This is a genomic window from Dolomitihabitans soli (assembly GCF_022213955.1).
In the GTDB taxonomy this organism is placed as follows: Bacteria; Actinomycetota; Actinomycetes; order Streptosporangiales; family Streptosporangiaceae; genus Streptosporangium_A; species Streptosporangium_A soli.
On sequence record NZ_JAKNTW010000019.1, the window covers coordinates 45308 to 65110 of the forward strand.

A 19803-nucleotide genomic window follows, 5' to 3' on the forward strand; every position below is an offset into this window, starting at 1 on the left:
TGTCGTGTTGTGGCCGGGGCGCCGCCGAGAGGTTCCGCGCCGTGTTCGAGCGCGGCAGCGCGGAGTACGACCGGCTGCTGTGGAACGGCGAGTACTACGCGCCTGAAACGCCGCCGCCGCCGTACGGCAGGCCATGTCGTACGGCGGCGGCGTCCGGGCGCCCGCGTTCGCCGGGTGGGCGGCGGTCGTCCCGGTGAACCGCTAGCCGAGCTTGGTGCCCGCCGACTTCAGGTTCTCGCAGGCGGTGACGATCCGGGCGGCCATCCCGGCCTCGGCGGCCTTGCCGTACGCGCGCGGGTCGTAGGCCTTCTTGTTGCCGACCTCACCGTCGATCTTGAGCACGCCGTCGTAGTTCTTGAACATGTGGTCGGCGACCGGGCGGGTGAAGGCGTACTGCGTGTCGGTGTCGATGTTCATCTTCACCACGCCGTACGAGATCGCCTCGTGGATCTCGCTCAGCAGCGATCCCGACCCGCCGTGGAAGACGAGGTCGAACGGCTTGTCCTTGCCGTACTTCCCGCCGACCGCGTCCTGGATCTCCTTCAGCACGCTCGGGCGGAGCTTGACGTGACCCGGCTTGTAGACGCCGTGCACGTTGCCGAAGGTCGCGGCCAGCATGTAACGGCCCAGGTCGCCGACGCCCACGGCCTCGGCGGTCGCGATCGCGTCTTCGGCCGTGGTGTAGAGCTTCTCGTTGATCTCACCGACGACGCCGTCCTCCTCGCCGCCGACGACCCCGATCTCCATCTCCATGATGATCTTCGCGGCGGCGCACTTCTCCAGCAGCTCGGCGGCGATCCGCAGGTTCTCCTCCAGCGGCACGGCGGAACCGTCCCACATGTGCGACTGGAACAGCGGCTCCTGGCCCCTGGCCACCCGCTCCCTGGAGATCTCGATCAGCGGCCGCATGAACCCGTCAAGCTTGTTCTCGGGACAGTGGTCGGTGTGCAGGGCGACGGTCACCGGGTATTTGGCGGCGACCACCCTGGCGTACTCGGCAAGGGCCACCGAGCCGGTGACCATGTCCTTCACCGTGGAGCCTGAGAGGAACTCGGCACCACCGGTGGACACCTGGATGATGCCGTCGCTCTCGGCCTCGGCGAACCCGCGCAGTGCGGCGTTCAACGTCTGCGACGAGGTCACGTTGATCGCCGGGTAGGCGAATCCACCAGACTTGGCCCGGTTGAGCATCTCTGCGTAGACCTCTGGCGTTGCGATAGGCATCGGGCATCTCCCTGGAGACGGCTGTACGGATTGTCCTGCCAGTATCTCGGGTTCCAGCGCGCTCGGGTAGGCACCCGCCCTCGCGTCGCGCGCCGATCCCCCTCGATCGGCCCTCTCCCAGAGTAGGCTCCTGGCTTGATGGACGTTTCCAACCTGCTAGACGCCCAGTGGTGGATCGTCACCTTCGGGTTGATCGGCATTCTGGCGATCATCTTCGCGGAGACCGGGCTGCTCGTCGGTTTCTTCCTGCCGGGTGACTCGCTGCTCGTCGTCGCGGGCATGGGCGCCTCCGCCACCGTGGCCACCGCCGTCGGGCTGGACGAGCCCTTCCCGCTCCCCGTGCTGCTGATCGCCGCGCCCGTCTGCGCCATCGCGGGAGCCCAGCTCGGGCACTACATCGGGGCGAAAACGGGTCCACGGCTGTTCTCCCGGCCCGACTCGCGGCTGTTCAAGAAGCAGCACGTGGAGAAGGCCCGGCACTACTTCGAGAAGTTCGGCCCGCCCAAGGCGGTGGTGCTGGCGCGGTTCATTCCCATCGTGCGCACGTTCCTCAATCCGGTCGCCGGGATGCTGGGCATGCGGCGGCGCAGGTTCCTGCTCTGGAACGTGGTGGGCGGCATCCTGTGGACCGACGGCCTGCTGATGTTCGGTTATCTGATCGGTGACAAGATCCCGGGAGTCGACCGCTACATTCTGCCGGGCGCCGCGGTGATCATCGTGCTCTCGGTCATCCCGATCATCCGGGAGATCGTGAAGGGCAGGAAGGAAGCCCGCGCCATCGCCACGCCCGCGGGCAAGCACCATCGCGCCGCCGACTGACCGTTCTCTCAGGTCAGTCGTGAGACGGGCTCGCACCCGCTACTCTCCGAAGTGTGGGACGCCACAGGTCTGACCCGATGGGCATCGCCCGGCTGGCCCTCGCCGGGCTGGTGATCCTCGCCCTGGTGGCCCTCATCGCGGTCGGGGTCCGCGCGTTGTTCAACTCGCTCGACTCCGCCGCCACGCCGGCGGCCACACCGAGCGCCGTGGTGCCCCCCGCCTCCGCCCCCCAGCAGTCGGTCAGGCCGTCCACCCTCCTGGTCGAGTGCCGCCAGGAGCAGTGCCCGAAGGTCTTCGTCCGGATCCCCGGCGGCGACGTGCTGCTCGACCGCGAGATGGCCATGGGCGAACGGGCGACCTTCGACGACGAGAAACTCGACGTGGTGCTGACCGATGGCTCGGCGGTCCACATCGAGGTCAACGGTGAGAGCCGCCCGCCGGGCTCGACCGGAGAGCGCGAGGCGTTCGTCGCGACCCGCGAGCCCTAGCTCACCTCAAGGTCCTCGACCGTGAAGACCGTCCGGTACGGCAGGCCGGCGTCGGCGACGGCCTTGGCGGCGCCGCGGTCGACGATCGTGACCACGCCGACGACCTCGGCGCCGGCCTCGCGCAGCGCCGTCACGGCGGTGAGGACGGAGTCACCGGTGGTGGAGGTGTCCTCCAGCGCGAGGACCCGGCGACCCGTGACGTCGGGCCCCTCGATCCGGCGCTGCAGGCCGTGTGCCTTGCCCTCCTTGCGCACCACGAACGCGTCCAGCTCCCGCCCCCGCGCCGCCGCCGCGTGCAGCATCGCGGTCGCCACCGGGTCGGCTCCCAGGGTGAGCCCGCCGACGGCGTCGTAGTCGAGATCCTCGGTCAGGTCGAGCAGCACGCGGCCGACCAGCGGCGCCGCCCGGCCGTCGAGGGTGACGCGGCGCAGATCGAAGTAGTAGTCGGCCTCCCGGCCCGAGGAGAGCACCACGCGCCCGTGCACGACGGCCTTGGCCTTGATCTCCACCAGCAGGTTCTCACGGTCAGTCATATGCCAAGCCTAGGGCGGCCTTTGTGATGCCGGTCCCAGGTAAAGGCGTGTCACCGGTTTAGCCATCAGGCGGGATGCGGAATCATCTGACGGGCAACCCTGTGCAATCGTGAGGTCACAATGAGTGTCGAATCGCGTCAAAGTGACGCCGAGCTCCTCGAAGCGGTCAGAAACGGTAAGGCTGCGGCCTACGGTGCCCTCTACGAGCGCCACGTGGTCGCCGCCCGCGCCCTCGCCAGGCAACTCGTGCGTGCCGAGGCGGAGGTCGAGGACGTCGTCGCCGAGACGTTCACCAAGATCCTCGATCTGGTGCACCGGGGTGGCGGACCGGAGATCGCCTTCAGGCCCTACCTGCTCACGGCCGTCCGCCGGACCGTCTACGACCGCGGCAGGAAGGAGCTGGCCACCGGCGACATCGAGCTCTACGACCCCGGCGAGCCGTTCGTCGACCCCACCCTCGCCGGGCTGGAGCGCTCGATGGTCGCCAGGGCTTTCATGTCGCTGCCCGACAGGTGGCGGATGGTGCTGTGGCACACCGAGGTCGAGCGCGCGCGGCCCGCCGACATCGCCTCGTTCCTGGGTCTGACCGCGAACGGCGTGGCCGCCCTCGCCTACCGCGCGCGCGAAGGGCTGCGCCAGGCGTACCTCCAGATGCACCTGGCCGCTACGCCCGGCCAGTCGTGCCGTCCCGTGGTCGGCAAGATGGGCGCCTACGTGCGCGGCGGACTGGCCAAGCGGGAGACCCGGATGGTCGACGAGCACGTCGCCGACTGCGCGGACTGCCGGGCCGTCTTCGCCGAGCTGACCGACGTCAACCAGGGCATGCGGGTGATCGTCGGCCCGCTGGTCGCCGGTCCCATGCTCGCCGCCTATCTCTCGGGGCTCGACAAGGCGGGCGCCGGAGGAGGGGTGGGCGCGCTGCTCGGCCGGATGGGGCGGGGCTCGGCGCGCCGGAACGCCGCGCTGGCGGGCACGGCCGCCGTCGTGGTCGCGGGGGCGTTCCTGCTGGTGTCGGGCGAGGAGGAGTACGGCCGGCCGCCCGCCGATCCGCCCCAGGCGGTCCCGGCGCCCGTCGTCTCGCACGAGCCGCCGCCCGTTCCCGTCGCGCCGACCCCCTCACCGCGCCGCCCGCGCCCCTCACCGCCGCCCGCCCACCGGGCACCGCCACCCGCGCACCGGGCACTGCCACCCGGACCGCCGGTCCCGCGCAAGCCGCGCCTCGTGGCCTCCATCGCCCCACTCGGCGCGCTGGTCCGTGCACGGCCGGGCATCGTCGGCATCCGGCTGCGCAACGAGGGCCGGGGGGCCAGCAAGGAACTCGTCGCCTCCGTCGAGTTACCGCCGGGCGTCACGCTGCTCGTCGCCGGCGGGCAGGGCAGAGGGGTCGGAGTCGCCGACCCGGTCGGCACGGTCGACGGCTGGGCGTGCCGGCCCGACGTCGCCGGCGCCCGCTGCACGCGCGGGCCGCTCGCCGCGGGCCGGGTGACGGCGGTGTTCATGCGGGTGCAGGTCGCGCCCGGCGCGCCGCAGGGTGACGGGCCCGCCGTACGGGTGGCGGCCGGGCGGTTCAGGGTGGCGGCGCGGGCCACGTCGGGAGTGCGTACGGCGGGCGCGCCGGCGAGGTTCGCGACGGATGGCAGGGTGGCCGGTCTCGCGATCGGCAACACGCTGCTGACCTGCTCTTCGGCCCAGCCCGGGTGTGATCGGGCGGCCAGACGTGAGGGCGGCGGACGGGACAACGACCTGTGGACGATGTGGCCAGCCGACACCGACGGCGACCGCACGACCCGCAACTCCAGCGCGGCCAGGCTCAAACTGCCGCCGGCCGGCAAGGTGGTGTGGGCGGGCCTCTACTGGTCGGGCGGCGGCCCCGCGCGGTCAGCGGGGACGATCAAGGTCCGGCCGCCCGGCAGGACGCGTTACGTACGGGTCAGGGCGAGCCAGGTCACCGGGCGGGTGCTGCCCTCGGGCCACGGCTACCAGGCGTTCGCCGACGTGACCGGGCTGGCGGGCGCGGCCGGGCCGGCGGGGCGGTGGTGGGTCGCCGACGCGCAGGTGCGCGAGGGAGTCGCCCAGCACGGCGGCTGGAGCCTGGTGGTCGTCGTCGCCGACCCGCGCCGGCCGTACTCCCAGGCGGTCGTGCTCGACACGGCTACCGTCGTGGACCGGGAGAAGGGGCCGCTGGAGGTGCCGCTGGCCGGGCTGGCCCCCACGGCGTCGCCGGCCAGGATCGACCTGGTGACCTGGGAGGGCGATGTCGATCTCCGGGGCGACAGGGTGACGCTCGGCGGTGATCCGCTGCGCCCGGAGGGAGGCGAGCGCGACCCGGAGAACCCCTTCGACAGTTCGGCGAACGGGGCCGTCGGAGCGCGGATGACCTTTGGCGTGGATGTCGATACCTTTCACCAAATACTGGGTGAAAAGCCGGTGTTGCGGATCTCGACGAGGAAGGATGTGCTCCTGTTCGGGGCGGCCGTCGTAAGTGTGCATGCCCGCTCCTGATGGACAGGTTCCAATATCAGGACAGACTGGTACGGTCGGCGTGAACGCTCCCGTATATGGTCGGGCGCGGGCCGAATCGTCGGGATTCACCCTCACACGATCAGCTGCTTCATTACCCTGGGGCAGGGCTGTCTCGCGGGGGTCGCAGAGCCCGTAACCCGGCCACGTAGGAAGGGCGGTGTCGCGTGGATCGCTGCGCGCTGTTCGTGGACGCAGGCTACCTGCTGGCCGACGGCGCGATGGCCGTACACGGGACCCGCCATCGGGAGGCCGTCTCCTGGGATTACCCGGGCCTGCTACAACTGCTCAACAGCCTCTCCCGTGAACGCACCGGGCTGCCGCTGCTGCGCTGTTACTGGTACGAGGCGACCGTGGAAGGCCGCCGCACCCCCGAACACGACACGCTCGCCGACATCCCCGGCCTCAAGCTCCGCCTCTCCCGGATCCGGCCGGGCCGCCGCGAAGGGGTCGACGCCCAGGTCCACCGCGACCTGATGACCCTGGCCCGCAACTCCGCCATCTGCGACGCCGTCGTCGTCAGCGGCGACGAGGACCTCGCCCAGGTCGTCTGCGACGCGCAGGACCTCGGCATCCGCGTCACCGTCGTGCACATCACCGCCGACGGGAGCTGGGCGGTCTCCCGCTCCCTCCGCCAGGAGTGCGACGACCTCATCGAGCTCGGCGGCGGCCACCTACGCCCCCACGTCAGCCTCAACACCGGCTCGACGGACACCGGCTCCGCCCTCGCCAACGGGCACCCGGGCGCCGGCAACGGGCAGCCGCTGGGCACGGTGACCTCGCTCGACCAGGCGCGCGGTCCGGAAGGTCTGCCTTCGCCGGATGACTCCCGGTCGCTGGGCGGCGGCCACGCGCGGTCCCTGGACAATTCCCGGTCGTCGGACGGCGGTAGCCATTCACGCGGGAAGTCGCCGGACACCGGCGGGCGGCAGTTCGACGATTCGCGTGCCCTGGAAGGTCCCCGGTCCAGGACCGGGCCGTCGTTCGACGATTCCCGGGCCTTGGACGCCCCCCGCCAGCCCGGTGGCGGGCCGTCGCCGGAGGGGTCCCGGTCGTTCGACGATTCGCGGATGCTCGACGGTCCCCGGGAAGCAGGCGGCGGGCCGTCGCTCGACGGTTCGCGGTCACTGGGCGGGGCGCCGTCGCCGGACGGTTCGCGGTCCTTCGACGACGCGCGGACCGTGGAGGGCCCCCGGCCCATGGGCGGCCACGGCGGCGGACAGGCGCTGGGCGGCGGGCTGTCGTTCGACGAGCCTCGGGCCCTCGACGGCCCCAGAGCGCTCGGCGGCGGGCCGCAGGCGGACAGCTCGCGGTCGTCGGAGAGCGCCCGGCCGTTCGACGATTCGCGAGCCCTCGACACGGGTCACTCGCTCGACGGCCAGCGTTCGTCCGGCTCGCCCCACGCCCTGCCACCCGGGCAGTCATCGAGCAACGGCCAGAGCGGGTCGGTGGGCGGCCACGGCGGCGGCTCCGTCCCTGGATCCATGGACGGCCACGCGGGCGGATACACCAGCGGTTCCACGGGCGGTCATGCCGGCGGTTCCACGGGCGGCCACGGCGGCGGTTCCACGGGCGGTCATGCCGGCGGTTCCACCGGTGGGCCCGCGAGCGGCGTGTCGGGTGGCCACGGCGGATACGGCACGGGCGGCCACGGCGGCGGTTCCCAAGGGGGAGCGTCACCCTCGCAGGGCGGCTCCCGACGCGCCCACTCCGCCCATTCGGCTCAGCCCAGCTACCCGGGATACCCCCAGGAGCCGCAGGCCACGCCGCCCAATCCCGCTTCGCTTCCCGTCCCCCCGCCCTCATCGCCGCAGCAGAACCCCACTCCCAGCGCGAAGCCCCCGCCGCCGCAGTACAACGGCTACTCCCCGACCTACCAATCTCCCCAGCTGGGCCCTTACACCGGCCCCCAAGCGGCCCCCATCCCGCCGCAGAGCATGCCGGGCGGCACCACCACCCTCGCCGACGCCGTCAAGGCCGCCCACAAGGAAGGCCACGACTTCGGCGAGTCGGTGGCCCGTGACGCCCCCGCCCTCTGGCTGGAAGCCGTCCTGGCCCGCAAACCCCGGATGCCCTCCGACCTCGAAGCCAGGCTCCTCCAGGGCTCCTCCCTCCCCATCGACTTCCTCCTCCACGACGAGGTCCGCCACGCCCTCCGCCGCGGCTTCTGGGACGCCCTCGAACGCGCCCGCCAGTAACACCCGCTCCCCGACCATCCACCGGGCGTCGCGGCTTCCCAGCGGCACAACACGCCCAGATAGCGGTTTACAGCCATACGGCGCGCTCTGCCTCCCCGAAGGGCGAAGACAAGGCTAAAGCGGGCGAGACAGCTGTTTCCGGGCCGCCAGGGGCCGCCAGGGCGCCAGGGCCGCCAGGGCCGACCGGGGCCGCCAGGGCTGACCGGGGCCGCCAGGGCTGACCGGGGGCCGCCAGGGCTGACCGGGGGCCGCCAGGGCTGGCGGTCGGGAGACGCACGCAGCAGCTTGGCGCGGCGCGGCACATCAGCCACGGACACCGACCTGCTGGCGGTTCTGACACCAGGGGTCGAACGTTTCGGCTGCTTCCGGCAGTTGGGCACTGTCCCCGACTGGCAGCCGATGCGGAGTTCCCGCTGACCGCCGCGCTCGTTGCCGGGGCCGCAGCCTCCAGCAAGCGGATCGGCCCGCTGTCGACGGCTGCCTGGCGTCGCCCAAGGTCGCCGTCGTGCGGCACGCCGGCACCGCGGAGGTCGCCTGGTCATGCCGGCACTTCGCCCGGCGCCACGGTTTTGACCAACGGGGATGGCCGGGAGGCGAGGCGTGACGGCGGGCGGCCACGCGCGCTGGAGGAGCGTGGGTCCACGGACGGCGAGCACAGACGGCGCGTGGCGCTGGGGTGGCATGCCGTACAGGAAGCACCTGCCCGGGGCGGGCAGGAAGCACCTGCCCGGGGCGGGCAGGAAGCACTTGCCCGGGGCGGGCAGGACAGCACCTGCCCGGGGCGGGTGGGAGGCCGCGGGCTTGTCCGAGGGGGGAGGGAAGCACTTGTCCCAGGGCGGGGATCGCCGCCCTGGGCGCGGGTCAGCTCAGGGCGTCGAAGCCTGAGCGGAGGTGGGTTATCCGGTCGGAGAGGTCGGTGAGGGGGACGCTGAGGGTGGGGTCGTTGGACTTGCGGGCGAGTTCGCGGACGCGGGCGAGCTCGTCCTCGACGGCGGTGAGGCGGCGGGAGAGCTCGGGGAGGACCGAGGCCTGCTCGGCGGCTTCGCCGGGGAGTTCGGAGGTGAGGCGTTCGCGCAGCAGGGCGGCCTGCTCGGTCATCCGGCGGTTCATGTTGTAGAGCTCGGCGAAGACCGACACCTTGGCGCGCAGGACCCACGGGTCGAACGGCTTGGTGAGGTAGTCGACGGCGCCGGCGGCGTAACCGCGGAAGGCGTAGTCGGGGGCGCTGTCGACGACGGTCAGGAAGATGATCGGGATGTTCCTGGTGCGTTCCCGGCGCTTGATGTGGGCAGCCGTCTCGAAGCCATCCATCCCGGGCATGCGCACGTCGAGCAGGATGAGCGCGAATTCGGTGCTGAGCAGCGCCTTGAGGGCTTCCTCACCCGAGCGGGCACGCACGGGAACGAGGTCGAGGGAGCTCAGGATGGCCTCAAGGGCGATCAGGTTCTCCTCTCGGTCGTCAACGAGGAGGATCTTGGCACGGTCGGCCATGGATCACGACCCTTCGGGTGACTCGGTGGACGGCGCCTTGCCTCGCGTGAGCCAGCCACGCAGGCGTTCGAGAAGGCGGTCCACATCCACCGGCTTCGGCACGTAGTCGGAGGCCCCGGAGGCGATGCTCTTCTCCCGGTCTCCTCTCATGACCTTAGCCGTCAAGGCGATGATCGGAAGGTCTGCGAACTGAGGCATTCTGCGGATCGCGGAAGTAGTGGCCCATCCGTCCATCTCCGGCATCATGATGTCCATCAGCACGAGACCCACGTCCTCGTTGCGTTCGAGCTGTTCGATGCCCTCGCGGCCGTTCTCGGCGTAGACGACGGTGGAGCCGTGGCGTTCGAGCACGCTGGTGAGCGCGAAGACGTTACGGATGTCGTCGTCGACGATCAGGATCTTGGCGCCGGCGAGCGGATCCTCGCCCTGCCACTGCTTGCCCTCGCCGCCGCTGGTGAGCTGCGGGATCGGCAGGCTCTCCGGGAGGGGCAGGTTGGGCAGCACGTCGTCGTCCTCGCGGTCGAAGGCGAGCGCGCCGGTCTCGACGGCCACCCGCGCCCTGGCAGCCGCGCCGCCGTCACGGGCCGCCAGCGGGCCGGTGTAGGAGGGCGGGAGGAACAGGGTGAACGTGCTCCCTCTGCCCGGCTCGCTGTCGACGTGGATCTCGCCGCCGAGCAGGCGGGCGATCTCGCGGCAGATGGACAGGCCGAGGCCGGTCCCGCCGTACTTCCTGCTGGTCGTGCCGTCGGCCTGGCGGAACGCCTCGAAGATGACCTCCAGCTTGTCGGGCGCGATGCCGATGCCGGTGTCGACGACCTGGAAGGCCAGGATGTTGTCGGCGTTGCGCAGGGTCTCGTCGTCGAAGACGACATTCGAGGGAGCGGGCACCACGCGGAGCTTGACCTCGCCCTTGGGCGTGAACTTGACCGCGTTGGAGAGCAGGTTGCGCAGCACCTGCTGGAGGCGCTGCTCGTCGGTGCGCAACTCCTGGGGCAGCGCGTCGGCGACGTCGATGGTGAACGCCAGGCCCTTGTCCTGGGCGAGCGGGGCGAAGGTGGCGTCGACGTACTCGACCAGCTTGGTCAGCGAGATCTGCTGCGGGTGTATGTCCATCCGGCCGGCCTCGACCTTGGACAGGTCGAGGATGTCGTTGATCAGCTGGAGCAGCGCGGAGCCCGCCCCGTGGATGGTCCTGGCGAACTCGACCTGCTGGGGCGTCAGGTTGCCCTCGGCGTTCTCGGTGAGGAGCTTGGCGAGCACCAGCAGGCTGTTCAGCGGGGTCCGCAGCTCGTGCGACATGTTCGCGAGGAACTCGGACTTGTAGCGCGAGGAGACCGCGAGCTGCTCGGCACGCTCCTCCAGGGTGCGCCTGGCCTGCTCGATCTGGAAGTTCTGGATCTCGATCGCGCGGTTCTGCTTGGCCAGCAGCGCCGCCTTGTCCTCCAGTTCGGCGTTGGAGCGGCGCAGCTCCTCCTGCTGGCGTTGGAGCTCGTCGGAGCGTTCCTGAAGCTCTCTGGTGAGCCGCTGCGACTCGGTCAGCAGGTCTTCGGTGCGGGAGTTGGCGATGATGGTGTTCATCGTGACGCCGATGGTCTCCACGAGCTGCGTCAGGAAGTCGAGATGGACCTCGCTGAAGTTGGTGAAGGAGGCGAGTTCGAGGACGCCGAGGACCTTGCTCTCGAACAGGATCGGCAGCACCGCGATCTGCGCGGGCGTCGACTGGCTGAGACCGGTGTCGACGGTGATGTACCGGGCGGGCACGTCGTCGAGGATGATGTGCTTGCCCTCCAGGGCCGCCTGGCCGACGATGCCCTCGCCCATCCCGAAGTGCCCGCGCGGGCTGGCGCCCGGCCGCACGCCGTACCCGGCGATCAGGACCAGATCGTGGTGGGCGGCGGTGTCCACGCCGTAGAAGGCGCCGTAGCGGGCCGACACCAGCGGGGTCAGCTCGCTCATGATGAGCTTGGCGACCTCGATCAGGTCGCGGTTGCCCTGCATGAGACGCCCTATCCGGGCCAGGTTGGACTTGAGCCAGTCTTGCTCCATGTTGGCGGTCGTGGTGTCGCGCAGGGTGGACACCATCGTGTTGATGTTGTCCTTGAGGTCGGCCAGCTCGCCCTGGGCGATCACGGTGATGGTCTTGGTGAGGTCGCCCCTGGCCACCGCCCCGGTGACCCCGGAGATGGCGCGCACCTGGGTGGTCAGGTTGCCCGCCAGCTCGTTCACGCTCTCGGTCAGGCGCTTCCAGGTGCCCTCCACGCCCTCGACCCGGGCCTGGCCGCCGAGTTGCCCTTCGGAACCGACCTCGCGGGCGACGCGCGTCACCTCCGAGGCGAAGGACGAGAGCTGGTCGACCATGGTGTTCATGGTGGTCTTGAGGGCGAGGATCTCGCCCTGGGCGTTCACGTCGATCTTGCGGGTGAGGTCGCCGTTCGCGACGGCCGTGGTGACCTCGGCGATGTTGCGCACCTGGTAGGTCAGGTTGTTGGCCATCGAGTTGACGTTGTCGGTCAAGTCCTTCCAGACGCCTGAGACGCCCCGGACCCGGGCCTGGCCGCCCAGCTGGCCCTCGGTGCCGACCTCGCGGGCGACGCGGGTGACCTCGTCGGCGAATGAGGAGAGCTGGTCCACCATCGTGTTGAGGGTGTCCTTGAGTTGCAGGATCTCGCCCTGAGCGTCGGCGGTGATCTTCTTCGACAGGTTGCCCTGGGCCACCGCCGTGGAGACGGCCGCGATCTGCCGGACCTGCGACGTCAGGTTGTTGGCCATGACGTTGACGTTGTCGGTGAGGTCTTCCCAGACGCCCGAGACGCCCCGGACCTGCGCCTGGCCGCCCAGCTGGCCCTCCGTGCCGACTTCGCGGGCCACCCGGCTCACCTCCGAGGCGAACGCGGAGAGCTGGTCGACCATGGTGTTCATGGTGGTCTTGAGGGCGAGGATCTCGCCCTGCGCGTCAACGTCGATCTTGCGGGTCAGGTCGCCGTTCGCGACCGCCGTCGTGACCTCGGCGATCTGGCGCACCTGCGAGGTCAGGTTGTTCGCCATCGAGTTGACGTTGTCGGTCAAGTCCTTCCAGACGCCTGAGACGCCCCGGACCCGGGCCTGGCCGCCCAGCTGGCCTTCCGTGCCGACCTCGCGGGCGACGCGGGTGACCTCGTCGGCGAATGAGGAGAGCTGGTCCACCATCGTGTTGAGGGTGTCCTTGAGTTGCAGGATCTCGCCCTGGGCATCGGCGGTGATCTTCTGCGAGAGGTCGCCCTGGGCCACGGCGGTCGCCACCGTGGCGATGGCGCGGACCTGGGTGGTCAGGTTGCCCGCCATGAAGTTGACGTTGTCGGTGAGGTCCTTCCAGACGCCCGAGACGCCCCGGACCTGCGCCTGGCCGCCGAGCTGGCCCTCGGTGCCGACCTCCCGGGCGACGCGGGTGACCTCCTCGGCGAACGAGGAGAGCTGGTCCACCATCGTGTTCACGGTGTTCTTCAGCTCGAACATCTCGCCGACCGCGTCGACGGTCACCTTGCGGCTCAGGTCGCCCTTGGCGACGGCGGTGGTGACCAGGGCGATGTCGCGGACCTGCGCGGAGACGCGGCTGGACATGGTGTTCACGGCCTCGGTCAGGTCGCGCCAGCTCCCCGACATGCCGCGCAGATTGGCCCGCCCGCCCAGACGACCCTCGGTGCCGGCCTCCCGAGCCACCCTGGTGACCTCGGAGGTGAACAGGGAGAGCTGGTCGACCATCCCGTTGATCGCCTTGCCGAGCCTGCGGACCTCGCCCCTGGCGGTCCGGTCGAGGTCGATGCGGCGGGAGAGGTCGCCCTTGGCCACGGCGTCGATCACGTCGGCGGCGCCGCTGACCGGGCTGACGAGCGTGTCGATCAGCATGTTGACCGACTCGACGCTCTCCGACCACGAGCCGACTCCGGGGCCGGGCGTCAGCCTCTCGCCGAAGCGGCCCTCCTTGACGACCTCACGCTTGATCCGCTGCAGCTCGGTCGCCAGGTGCTCCTGGCGGTCGGCAACGTCGTTGAGGAGACTCTGGACCTCTCCCAGCGTTCCTTCGGACACGGCAGGGACGCGGCGGCGGAAGTCGCCGTCGCGCCATGATACGAGTGCCTGCAGAATCGGTTTCAGCTCCGACTCCTTGTAACACCGTTCCTCGGTATCCGACACGTTGCCGGCGGTGTTCATACGACCTCCTCAACTCCCGGTGGGCAGCCGTGAGTGATGCCAGTCTGTCACGATGGGTAGCCTGTAGTCCTGTCCTCGATTTACCCCATGCAAGCGCGAAGTGTGGTAGGCATCGAAACGATGACCTCTTCTCCCCGTGCCGTCTTGGCCGCTACCTTTGCGCCCGGAGATACGGCCGTTCCAGCAGCACGCCGGTTCACCCGCGAGGTTATGACAGCCTGGGCGGCCGGTGCGATGCTGCCTGTCGCCGAACAGGTCTGCGGGGAGCTGGCCGCCCAGGTGGACCAGGCGCCGTTCGAGGTGGTCTGGGGCCACCGCGGCGACGCCGTTCAGGTGGAGGTCCGCCAGAAGGACGTTCCGGGGGAGCCCACGCACGCCCCCACGGTGCCGGTGGAGGAGTGGGGTGTCACCTTCTCCGGGCATCTCAGGGTGCAGTGGGCCCGGTTGTCGTTGCCCGGGTCCGCCGAGCGGATCGCCGCCGAGTGGTCGGAGGAGACCGCGCGCGGGCCGTTCTGGCTGGGGTTCCTGGCCGACGCCAGCGACCTGCTGGCCGGGACCCTCGACCCTGACATGGTTCCGGCGCTCGTCGCGCAGGTGGTGGTGCCGAGGCTGGCGAGCTGGTGCGCGGTCTACACGTCCGACGCGGGGCTGGGGCCGCTGCGTCCCGCCTACCTGTGGCACGCCGACGAGGCCCGCATCGACTCGCTCCGCGAGGAGCTCGCCGCGATCACGATCCCGGTCGCCGAGGGGCCGCTGACGATCACGATGAACCTGGCCGACTCCCATGTGCTCGCGGTGCCGTTGCTGGCCAGGGGACGCGGCCTGGGCGTGATGTGCCTGGGCAGGTCCGACCGGTTCCCCGATGACATCATCCAGTTCGCCGAGGACATCGGCCGTCGTGCCGCGCTCGCCATGGACAACGCGCGGCTCTACGCGCAGCAGGCCGCCGCCAACCGGGCGTTGCAGCGCAGCCTGCTGCCGCCCGACGAGCCCGAGGTGCCCGGCCTCGACTACGGCGTCGTCTACGAGCCCGCCGGCGAGACCAACGAGGTCGGCGGCGACTTCTACGACCTGTTCGCCGCGGGCGACGGGTCCTGGCGGTTCGCGATCGGCGACGTGTGCGGCACCGGGCCCGAGGCCGCGGCCGTGACCGGGCTGGCCCGGCACACGCTGCGGCTGCTGTCCCGGGAGGGCCACGGCGTCGCGACCGTGCTCGGCCGGCTCAACGAGGCGATCCTGGAGGAGGGTGAGCGGGCCCGCTTCCTGACCCTGCTGCACGGCGAGCTCACGCCGACCCCCGACGGGCTGGAGGCGAAACTGGTGTCCGCCGGGCACCCCGAGGCGCTGCGCCTGCGCCCGAACGGCGTGGTGGAGGTCGTGACCCAGCCGCAGTCGCTGCTGGGCGTCTTCCCCGAGGTCTCCTTCAAGGCCGACACCGTACGGCTCGCCCACGGCGACGTGCTGCTCGCGGTCACCGACGGGGTGACGGAACGACGCTCGGGGAGCAGGCTCCTCGACGACGACGGCGGTCTGGCCAAGCTGCTGGCCGAATGCGTCGGACTGTCCGCGCAGGCGGTCGCCGAGCGGATCCGCCGCTACGTCCAGGACTTCGCCCCCGAACCCAGCGCCGACGACCTGGCCATCCTGGTGCTGCGCGCCGCACGTTAGGGCCGACGGCCCGGCCGGCCGCGTGCCGCGCGCCGTACGTCCGTGTGGGTCGTTCGTCAGGCGATCACGCCGAGGTGCTTTCTGGCGAAGTCGAGCTGGGCGGACATCTGCTCGATGCCCTCCGCGACGACGAGGGAGCCGTGGCCGGCGTCGAAGCGGTAGACCTCGTGGTCGTGGCCGCGGTCCATCAGGCGGGTGATGTAGTTCTCGATCTGCCGGATCGGGCAGCGAGGGTCGTTCTTGCCGGCCAGGATCAGGACCGGGGCCTGGACCTGGTCGACGTAGGTGATCGGCGAGGTCGAGGCGTAGAGGTCGGGCAGTTCCTCGGGAGAGCCGCCGAGCAGGGCGCGGTGGTAGGCGCGCAGCACCTCGGTCTCGTCCTCGTAGGCCGCCACGTGGTCGGCGATGGGCACGACGGCGATGCCCGCCGCCCACGTCTTCGGCTGGGTGCCGAGCGCGAGCAGCGTGAGATAACCGCCCCACGATCGTCCGGAGATCATCGTCCGGTCGGGGTCGGCGATGCCCTTGGCCACCACGTGGTCGCGTACGGCGGTCACGTCGGCCAGCTCGATGTGGCCGACGTCGCCGTGCAACGCGTTCCGCCATGCGGAGCCGTACCCGGTGGAGCCCCGGTAGTTGACCCTGACGACGGCGAAGCCGTGGTCGATCCAGGCGGCGACGGCCGGGGCGAAGGAGTCGTCGTCCTGTCCCGCCGGGCCGCCGTGCAGCAGGAACACGGTCGGGTACGGCCCGGCGCCGCGTTCGGGGCGGGAGACCAGGGCGTGGATCCGGCCTCCCGGGCCCTCCACGTCGAGGTCCTCGACGGGGACGGAGGGCGGCGCGGAGGGGCCGGCGGGGTTCATCACCACGTGCCCGTTGCTGGAGCGGATGACCGGCGGGTGCGCGGCGCTGGACCAGGAGTACTCCACCGTGCCGTCGGGGCGCGGGGCGGCGGTCTCGATGACGCCGCGCGGGGTGTCGATCGGGGTCATCCCACCCCCGCCGAGGTCGTAGCGGTGCAGCCGGGTGCGTCCCCGGTCGTCGCCGACGATGAGCACGGACCTGCCGTCCTCGTACCAGTCGGCCGTGATCTCACCGGCGTCGCGCAGCCAGATCTCGCGCTGGTCTCCGGTGGCCGGGTCCCAGAGCAGCGGCTCGCGCCTGCCCCGCCGTTCGTGCAGGGCGAGCAGGCGGCGGTCTCCCGACCGGGGCGCGAAGCGGAGGCCGTACACGCTCTTGCCGGGACCGTCGGAGAGATCGCCGACCGTGCTGCCGTCCGGCCGGATGACCCGCAGGGCGGGGTGCCGCGCGTCGCCGTGCTCGCTGTGGCTGATCGCGATGAGCGAGCCGTCGAGCGACATGGAGACGACGAAGGCGGCCTCCTGCGACTCGTAGATCACCTTGGCGGAGTCGCCCGGCCGTACGAGCATGACCTGGAAGCCGGTGCCCGGCCTGGCTAATCCCACCACGGCGGTGCCGATCGCGGAGAGCGCCACGCCCGCGGGGTTGGCCTGCGGCAGCCCGATGGGTTCGTCGGGGCCGCCGGCGAACGGCTGGCGCAACCATTCGCCCCACTCGTCCCCGTCGGTGTCGGCGAACCACCAGATCCACTGCCCGGTTGGATCGAGCACGCCGTGGGAGGTGCCCTTGGGCCGGTCGGTCACTTGCCGTGAGCTGCCGGAAGAGCGATCCCAGGAGTAGATCTCCCAGGCGCCGGAAGCGTTGCACCGGTAGACCGCCCGGCTCGGAGCCTGCGGCGCCCACACGGGCAGCGTCATCCGCGGCGCGCGGAACCTGGCCTGCCAGCGTTCCTCCGCCTTCATATGGCGCGTCCCTCCCTCAGATCCTCCAACGCGGAGCGAATGGCCGATCCGCGCGAAGAATCCCTACGCTTTCCCGGCTTCCGGGTACGGCGGGTTGTCGTCCAGTATGTCGCGCGGAGAGCGTGAATGTTCAAGGAATGTAGGTGAATTTGGGGGCAAATGTCCCTTCAGTAGCACCGATATCCCCAATAAGTCAAGAAAATGCTCTTGATCACACGATGGGTTCGAAGGTAGACATGCGGAACGATGCGGTGACAGTCACTAGATCACCGATTCGCCCCCGTATAGCCGCAAGATCCGAATGCCAGGCGCTCGGCCCCATGCCCACGACCGCCTCGACGTCCGCGGGACCCAGCTCCATCGGGAACTCCAGCGTGCGGCTTCCCGTCTCGGCGAACAGGCCACGCAGGCTCTCCGTCACCCGGCGATCCTTCTCCTCGTCGACCGTGAGCAGCCCCAGCTCGGCCACCAGCGGTTCCAGGTGCCTGGGCGTCGGAGTGACCACGACGAGCCTGCCTCCCGGCCGCAGCACCCGGGCGAACTCGGGACCGTTCCGCGGCGCGAACACGTTGATCACCACGTCCACGCTCGCGTCTCTGACGGGCAACGGCCGCCACACGTCGGCCACCACCGCCCCGATCCGGTCGTGCGCCCGCGCGGCCCGCCTGATCGCGTGCTTGGAGACGTCCAGCGCGATTCCCCGCCCGGTGACCGCCTCCGCCAGGTAGTAGCCCGTCCCCGCCCCCGCGTCGAGCACCACCCCGGACGGCCCGCCGCGCACCACCTCCGCCAGCCGTACGGCGAGCGGCGCGTAGTGCCCCCGCCCCAGGAACTCCTGCCGCGCCGCCACCATCGCGGCCGTATCGGCGGTCCCCGGCGCCCGCGACCCCACCAGCAGGCTGACATATCCCTGCCTGGCCACGTCGAACCCGTGCCCGCCCGCACACCGCACGACTCCACTCCCGAGCACGAGACCATTCCCGCACACCGGACAGACCAGCAGGTCGACGACATCCCCGAGCACGGACCCATCATCGCGGATCCCCACCGCCCCTGGACGCGTGGGCGTCGATCAGCACGCCAGACACGAGTCGCCGTCAAGCAGACGCTCGCTGTTGCGACTTGGGTTGAAGCCAGGCGGTCAGGCGGTCTGGCGGACGACCTGGTGGAGGAAGTCGGCGTTGGTGGGGGTGTCGCGGAGGCGGTCGGCGAGGAGTTCGAGGGCCTGCGGCTTGTCGAGGGCCGCGAGGGTACGGCGTAGCCGCCAGATGAGCTGCTGTTCCTGCGGCGGGAGGAGGATCTCCTCGCGGCGGGTGCTGGAGGCGTCGAGGTCGACGGCGGGGAAGAGGCGGCGGTCGGCCAGGGCGCGGCTGAGCCTCAGCTCCATGTTCCCGGTGCCCTTGAACTCCTCGAAGAAGTTGTCGTCCATCCGGGAGCCGGTCTCGACGAGCGCGGTGGCGAGGATGGTGAGCGAGCCGCCGTCGCGGACGTTCCTGGCGGCGCCGAAGAAGCGCCGGGGCGGCAGCAGGGCCGTGGCGTCGATGCCGCCGGCGAGGACACGGCCTCCGCCCGGGGCCAGGTTGTTGTAGGCGCGGCCGAGACGGGTGAGCGAGTCGAGCAGCACCACGACGTCCCCGCCCAGTTCGACGAGCCGCTTGGCTCGGGCGATGGCCAGCTCGGCGACCGCGGTGTGGTCGCTGTCGGGGCGGTCGAAGGTGGAGTAGGCCACCTCGCCGTTGATGGTCTCCCGGATCTCGGTGACCTCCTCGGGGCGCTCGCCGACGAGGACGACGATCAGGTGACATTCGGGGTGGTTGGCGGTGATGCCCGCGGCGATGGCCTGCAGGACCATGGTCTTGCCCGCCTTGGGCGGCGCCACGATCAGCCCGCGCTGTCCCTTGCCGATCGGCGTGAACAGGTCGATCACCCGGGTGGTCAGCGTCTCCGGCCCGGTCTCCAGGCGGATCCGCTCCTGCGGATGGATCGGTGTCATGTCGGCGAAGTCGGGTCTGTGCTGCCAGTCGGCCCTGCCGTTGACGGTCTCGACGCTCTCCAACTCGTCGTACGGCCGGCGCGCGGTCGCGACCAGGAGGTCGCCGTGGCGCAGGTTGAGCTGGTTGACCTGGGCGATCGGCACTCGTACGTCGCCGCTGGCGGGGAGGTGGCCGCGGGTTCTGAGATGGGCCGTCCGGCCGCGGACGTCGAGCAGTCCGGTGACGGTCACCGGAGTCTCGGGTGTCCCCGTCTGCACGGGGTCGGTCTTGGGAGCGCGCCTGGCCCGGGTTCTGGTCCTGGGCTTGGGCACGGTTTCAACGGATGTGGTCATGGGCCCTCCTAGTGAGGGAAAGAGGCCCTGGTGAGGGAAAGCCGTCGGGAAGGCGGTCGAACCGCTCGCCGTACGGTGGAGAAAAGCGCGCCCTCAGCAGGGGCGGTGAGAGAAGATCGGCCGGACGTCGCCTGCGGCCTGGAAGCCGGGCGTCGAGTCAACGACCACCTTCAGGGTACCGCCTTCGCCCGCTGGACACCAGCGTGGCTCCCGTACGGCAGGCGCGGCGCGGTCGGACGGCGTGGCCCGGAGAGGGGTTTGACGGTCGCGTTTGAAGGCGGGCAAAGGACGCGTGAAAGCCGGTTGCAGGGGTTACGCAAGGCGGCCGGTATCTCATGAGGGCAGAGGGAATCGAGGGGATGACCATGAAGACGATCCGCTGCCCGCGCTGCCGCACCTCACTCGACGAAGGCCCCGTCGTGTACCGCTGCTCCCGCTGCCGCCGTGCCGTCTACGCCGCCGAACTGACCCGGGAGTTCACCCACAGAGCCGCTTGACCGGCGCCCGGCCGCCGACGGCGCCGGC

At 70.8% G+C, this 19803-nt stretch carries 14 protein-coding genes; 7 read left to right on the forward strand and 7 right to left on the reverse strand.

The genetic code is table 11. The annotated features are described in order from the left end of the window. The first annotated feature begins 41 nt into the window (after nt 1-41). Nucleotides 42-197 carry a glycoside hydrolase family 116 protein gene (locus MBA17_RS30450; RefSeq protein ID WP_238500187.1) on the forward strand — a complete coding sequence of 52 codons (156 nt, stop codon included), beginning with the start codon at nt 42-44 and terminating at the stop codon, nt 195-197. 4 nt (nt 198-201) lie between these two features. Here MBA17_RS30450 and fbaA read toward each other — a convergent pair whose 3' ends face one another. Further along, nucleotides 202-1224, reverse strand: coding sequence for a class II fructose-bisphosphate aldolase (gene fbaA, locus MBA17_RS30455; protein ID WP_238500188.1), 1023 nt, complete (start codon nt 1222-1224; stop codon nt 202-204). 138 nt (nt 1225-1362) lie between these two features. On the opposite strand from fbaA, the gene MBA17_RS30460 reads away from it, so the two are divergent. Further along, nucleotides 1363-2043 carry a DedA family protein gene (locus MBA17_RS30460; RefSeq protein WP_238500409.1) on the forward strand — a complete coding sequence of 227 codons (681 nt, stop codon included), beginning with the start codon at nt 1363-1365 and terminating at the stop codon, nt 2041-2043. Nucleotides 2044-2096: 53 nt separating this feature from the next. After that, a complete protein-coding gene (locus MBA17_RS30465) occupies nt 2097-2531 on the forward strand; it encodes a DUF4115 domain-containing protein (protein ID WP_238500189.1) in 435 nt (144 codons plus the stop codon). Here MBA17_RS30465 and pyrE read toward each other — a convergent pair. Next, complete coding sequence (pyrE, locus tag MBA17_RS30470; protein ID WP_238500190.1) at nt 2528-3064, reverse strand: orotate phosphoribosyltransferase; 537 nt, start codon at nt 3062-3064, stop codon at nt 2528-2530. The genes MBA17_RS30465 and pyrE overlap by 4 nt on opposite strands. A 120-nt stretch (nt 3065-3184) precedes the next feature. On the opposite strand from pyrE, the gene MBA17_RS30475 reads away from it, so the two are divergent. Together MBA17_RS30475 and MBA17_RS30480 are read left to right on the forward strand one after the other, a co-directional pair. Further along, nucleotides 3185-5566, forward strand: coding sequence for a sigma factor (locus MBA17_RS30475; RefSeq protein WP_238500191.1), 2382 nt, complete (start codon nt 3185-3187; stop codon nt 5564-5566). A 185-nt stretch (nt 5567-5751) separates the two neighbouring features. Next, nucleotides 5752-7782, forward strand: coding sequence for an NYN domain-containing protein (locus MBA17_RS30480; protein ID WP_238500192.1), 2031 nt, complete (start codon nt 5752-5754; stop codon nt 7780-7782). An 861-nt stretch (nt 7783-8643) separates the two neighbouring features. On the opposite strand, the gene MBA17_RS30485 is transcribed toward MBA17_RS30480, so the two are convergent. Together MBA17_RS30485 and MBA17_RS30490 are read right to left on the reverse strand one after the other, a co-directional pair. Then, nucleotides 8644-9273 (reverse strand): response regulator, encoded by a 630-nt coding sequence (locus tag MBA17_RS30485; protein WP_238500193.1) that lies wholly within the window; start codon nt 9271-9273, stop codon nt 8644-8646. Nucleotides 9274-9276: 3 nt separating this feature from the next. Then, nucleotides 9277-13461, reverse strand: coding sequence for a HAMP domain-containing protein (locus MBA17_RS30490; protein WP_238500194.1), 4185 nt, complete (start codon nt 13459-13461; stop codon nt 9277-9279). Between the two features lie 210 nt (nt 13462-13671). On the opposite strand from MBA17_RS30490, the gene MBA17_RS30495 reads away from it, so the two are divergent. Next, nucleotides 13672-15129 (forward strand): PP2C family protein-serine/threonine phosphatase, encoded by a 1458-nt coding sequence (locus MBA17_RS30495; protein WP_238500195.1) that lies wholly within the window; start codon nt 13672-13674, stop codon nt 15127-15129. Between the two features lie 56 nt (nt 15130-15185). Here MBA17_RS30495 and MBA17_RS30500 read toward each other — a convergent pair whose 3' ends face one another. The 3 genes from MBA17_RS30500 to rho form a co-directional block, all read right to left on the reverse strand. Beyond that, on the reverse strand, nt 15186-16952 hold the full coding sequence (locus MBA17_RS30500; RefSeq protein WP_238500196.1) for a S9 family peptidase: 1767 nt from the start codon (nt 16950-16952) through the stop codon (nt 15186-15188). Nucleotides 16953-17163: 211 nt separating this feature from the next. Next, nucleotides 17164-17976, reverse strand: coding sequence for a putative RNA methyltransferase (locus tag MBA17_RS30505; protein ID WP_238500197.1), 813 nt, complete (start codon nt 17974-17976; stop codon nt 17164-17166). Between the two features lie 117 nt (nt 17977-18093). Continuing rightward, complete coding sequence (gene rho, locus MBA17_RS30510) at nt 18094-19278, reverse strand: transcription termination factor Rho (RefSeq protein WP_455432888.1); 1185 nt, start codon at nt 19276-19278, stop codon at nt 18094-18096. A gap of 335 nt (nt 19279-19613) precedes the next feature. Between rho and MBA17_RS30515 the strand changes: the two genes are divergently transcribed. Further along, a complete protein-coding gene (locus tag MBA17_RS30515; protein WP_238500198.1) occupies nt 19614-19775 on the forward strand; it encodes a hypothetical protein in 162 nt (53 codons plus the stop codon). The last annotated feature ends 28 nt before the right edge of the window (nt 19776-19803 follow it).

Coding starts and splice junctions, on each gene's coding strand:
- fbaA (WP_238500188.1), bottom strand. CDS start 1,224: ATGCCTATCGCAACGCCAGAGGTCTACGCAGAGATGCTCAACCGGGCC.
- MBA17_RS30460 (WP_238500409.1), top strand. CDS start 1,363: ATGGACGTTTCCAACCTGCTAGACGCCCAGTGGTGGATCGTCACCTTC.
- pyrE (WP_238500190.1), bottom strand. CDS start 3,064: ATGACTGACCGTGAGAACCTGCTGGTGGAGATCAAGGCCAAGGCCGTC.
- MBA17_RS30475 (WP_238500191.1), top strand. CDS start 3,185: ATGAGTGTCGAATCGCGTCAAAGTGACGCCGAGCTCCTCGAAGCGGTC.
- MBA17_RS30485 (WP_238500193.1), bottom strand. CDS start 9,273: ATGGCCGACCGTGCCAAGATCCTCCTCGTTGACGACCGAGAGGAGAAC.
- MBA17_RS30490 (WP_238500194.1), bottom strand. CDS start 13,461: ATGAACACCGCCGGCAACGTGTCGGATACCGAGGAACGGTGTTACAAG.
- MBA17_RS30495 (WP_238500195.1), top strand. CDS start 13,672: ATGACAGCCTGGGCGGCCGGTGCGATGCTGCCTGTCGCCGAACAGGTC.
- MBA17_RS30500 (WP_238500196.1), bottom strand. CDS start 16,952: ATGAAGGCGGAGGAACGCTGGCAGGCCAGGTTCCGCGCGCCGCGGATG.
- rho (WP_455432888.1), bottom strand. CDS start 19,278: ATGACCACATCCGTTGAAACCGTGCCCAAGCCCAGGACCAGAACCCGG.
- MBA17_RS30515 (WP_238500198.1), top strand. CDS start 19,614: ATGAGGGCAGAGGGAATCGAGGGGATGACCATGAAGACGATCCGCTGC.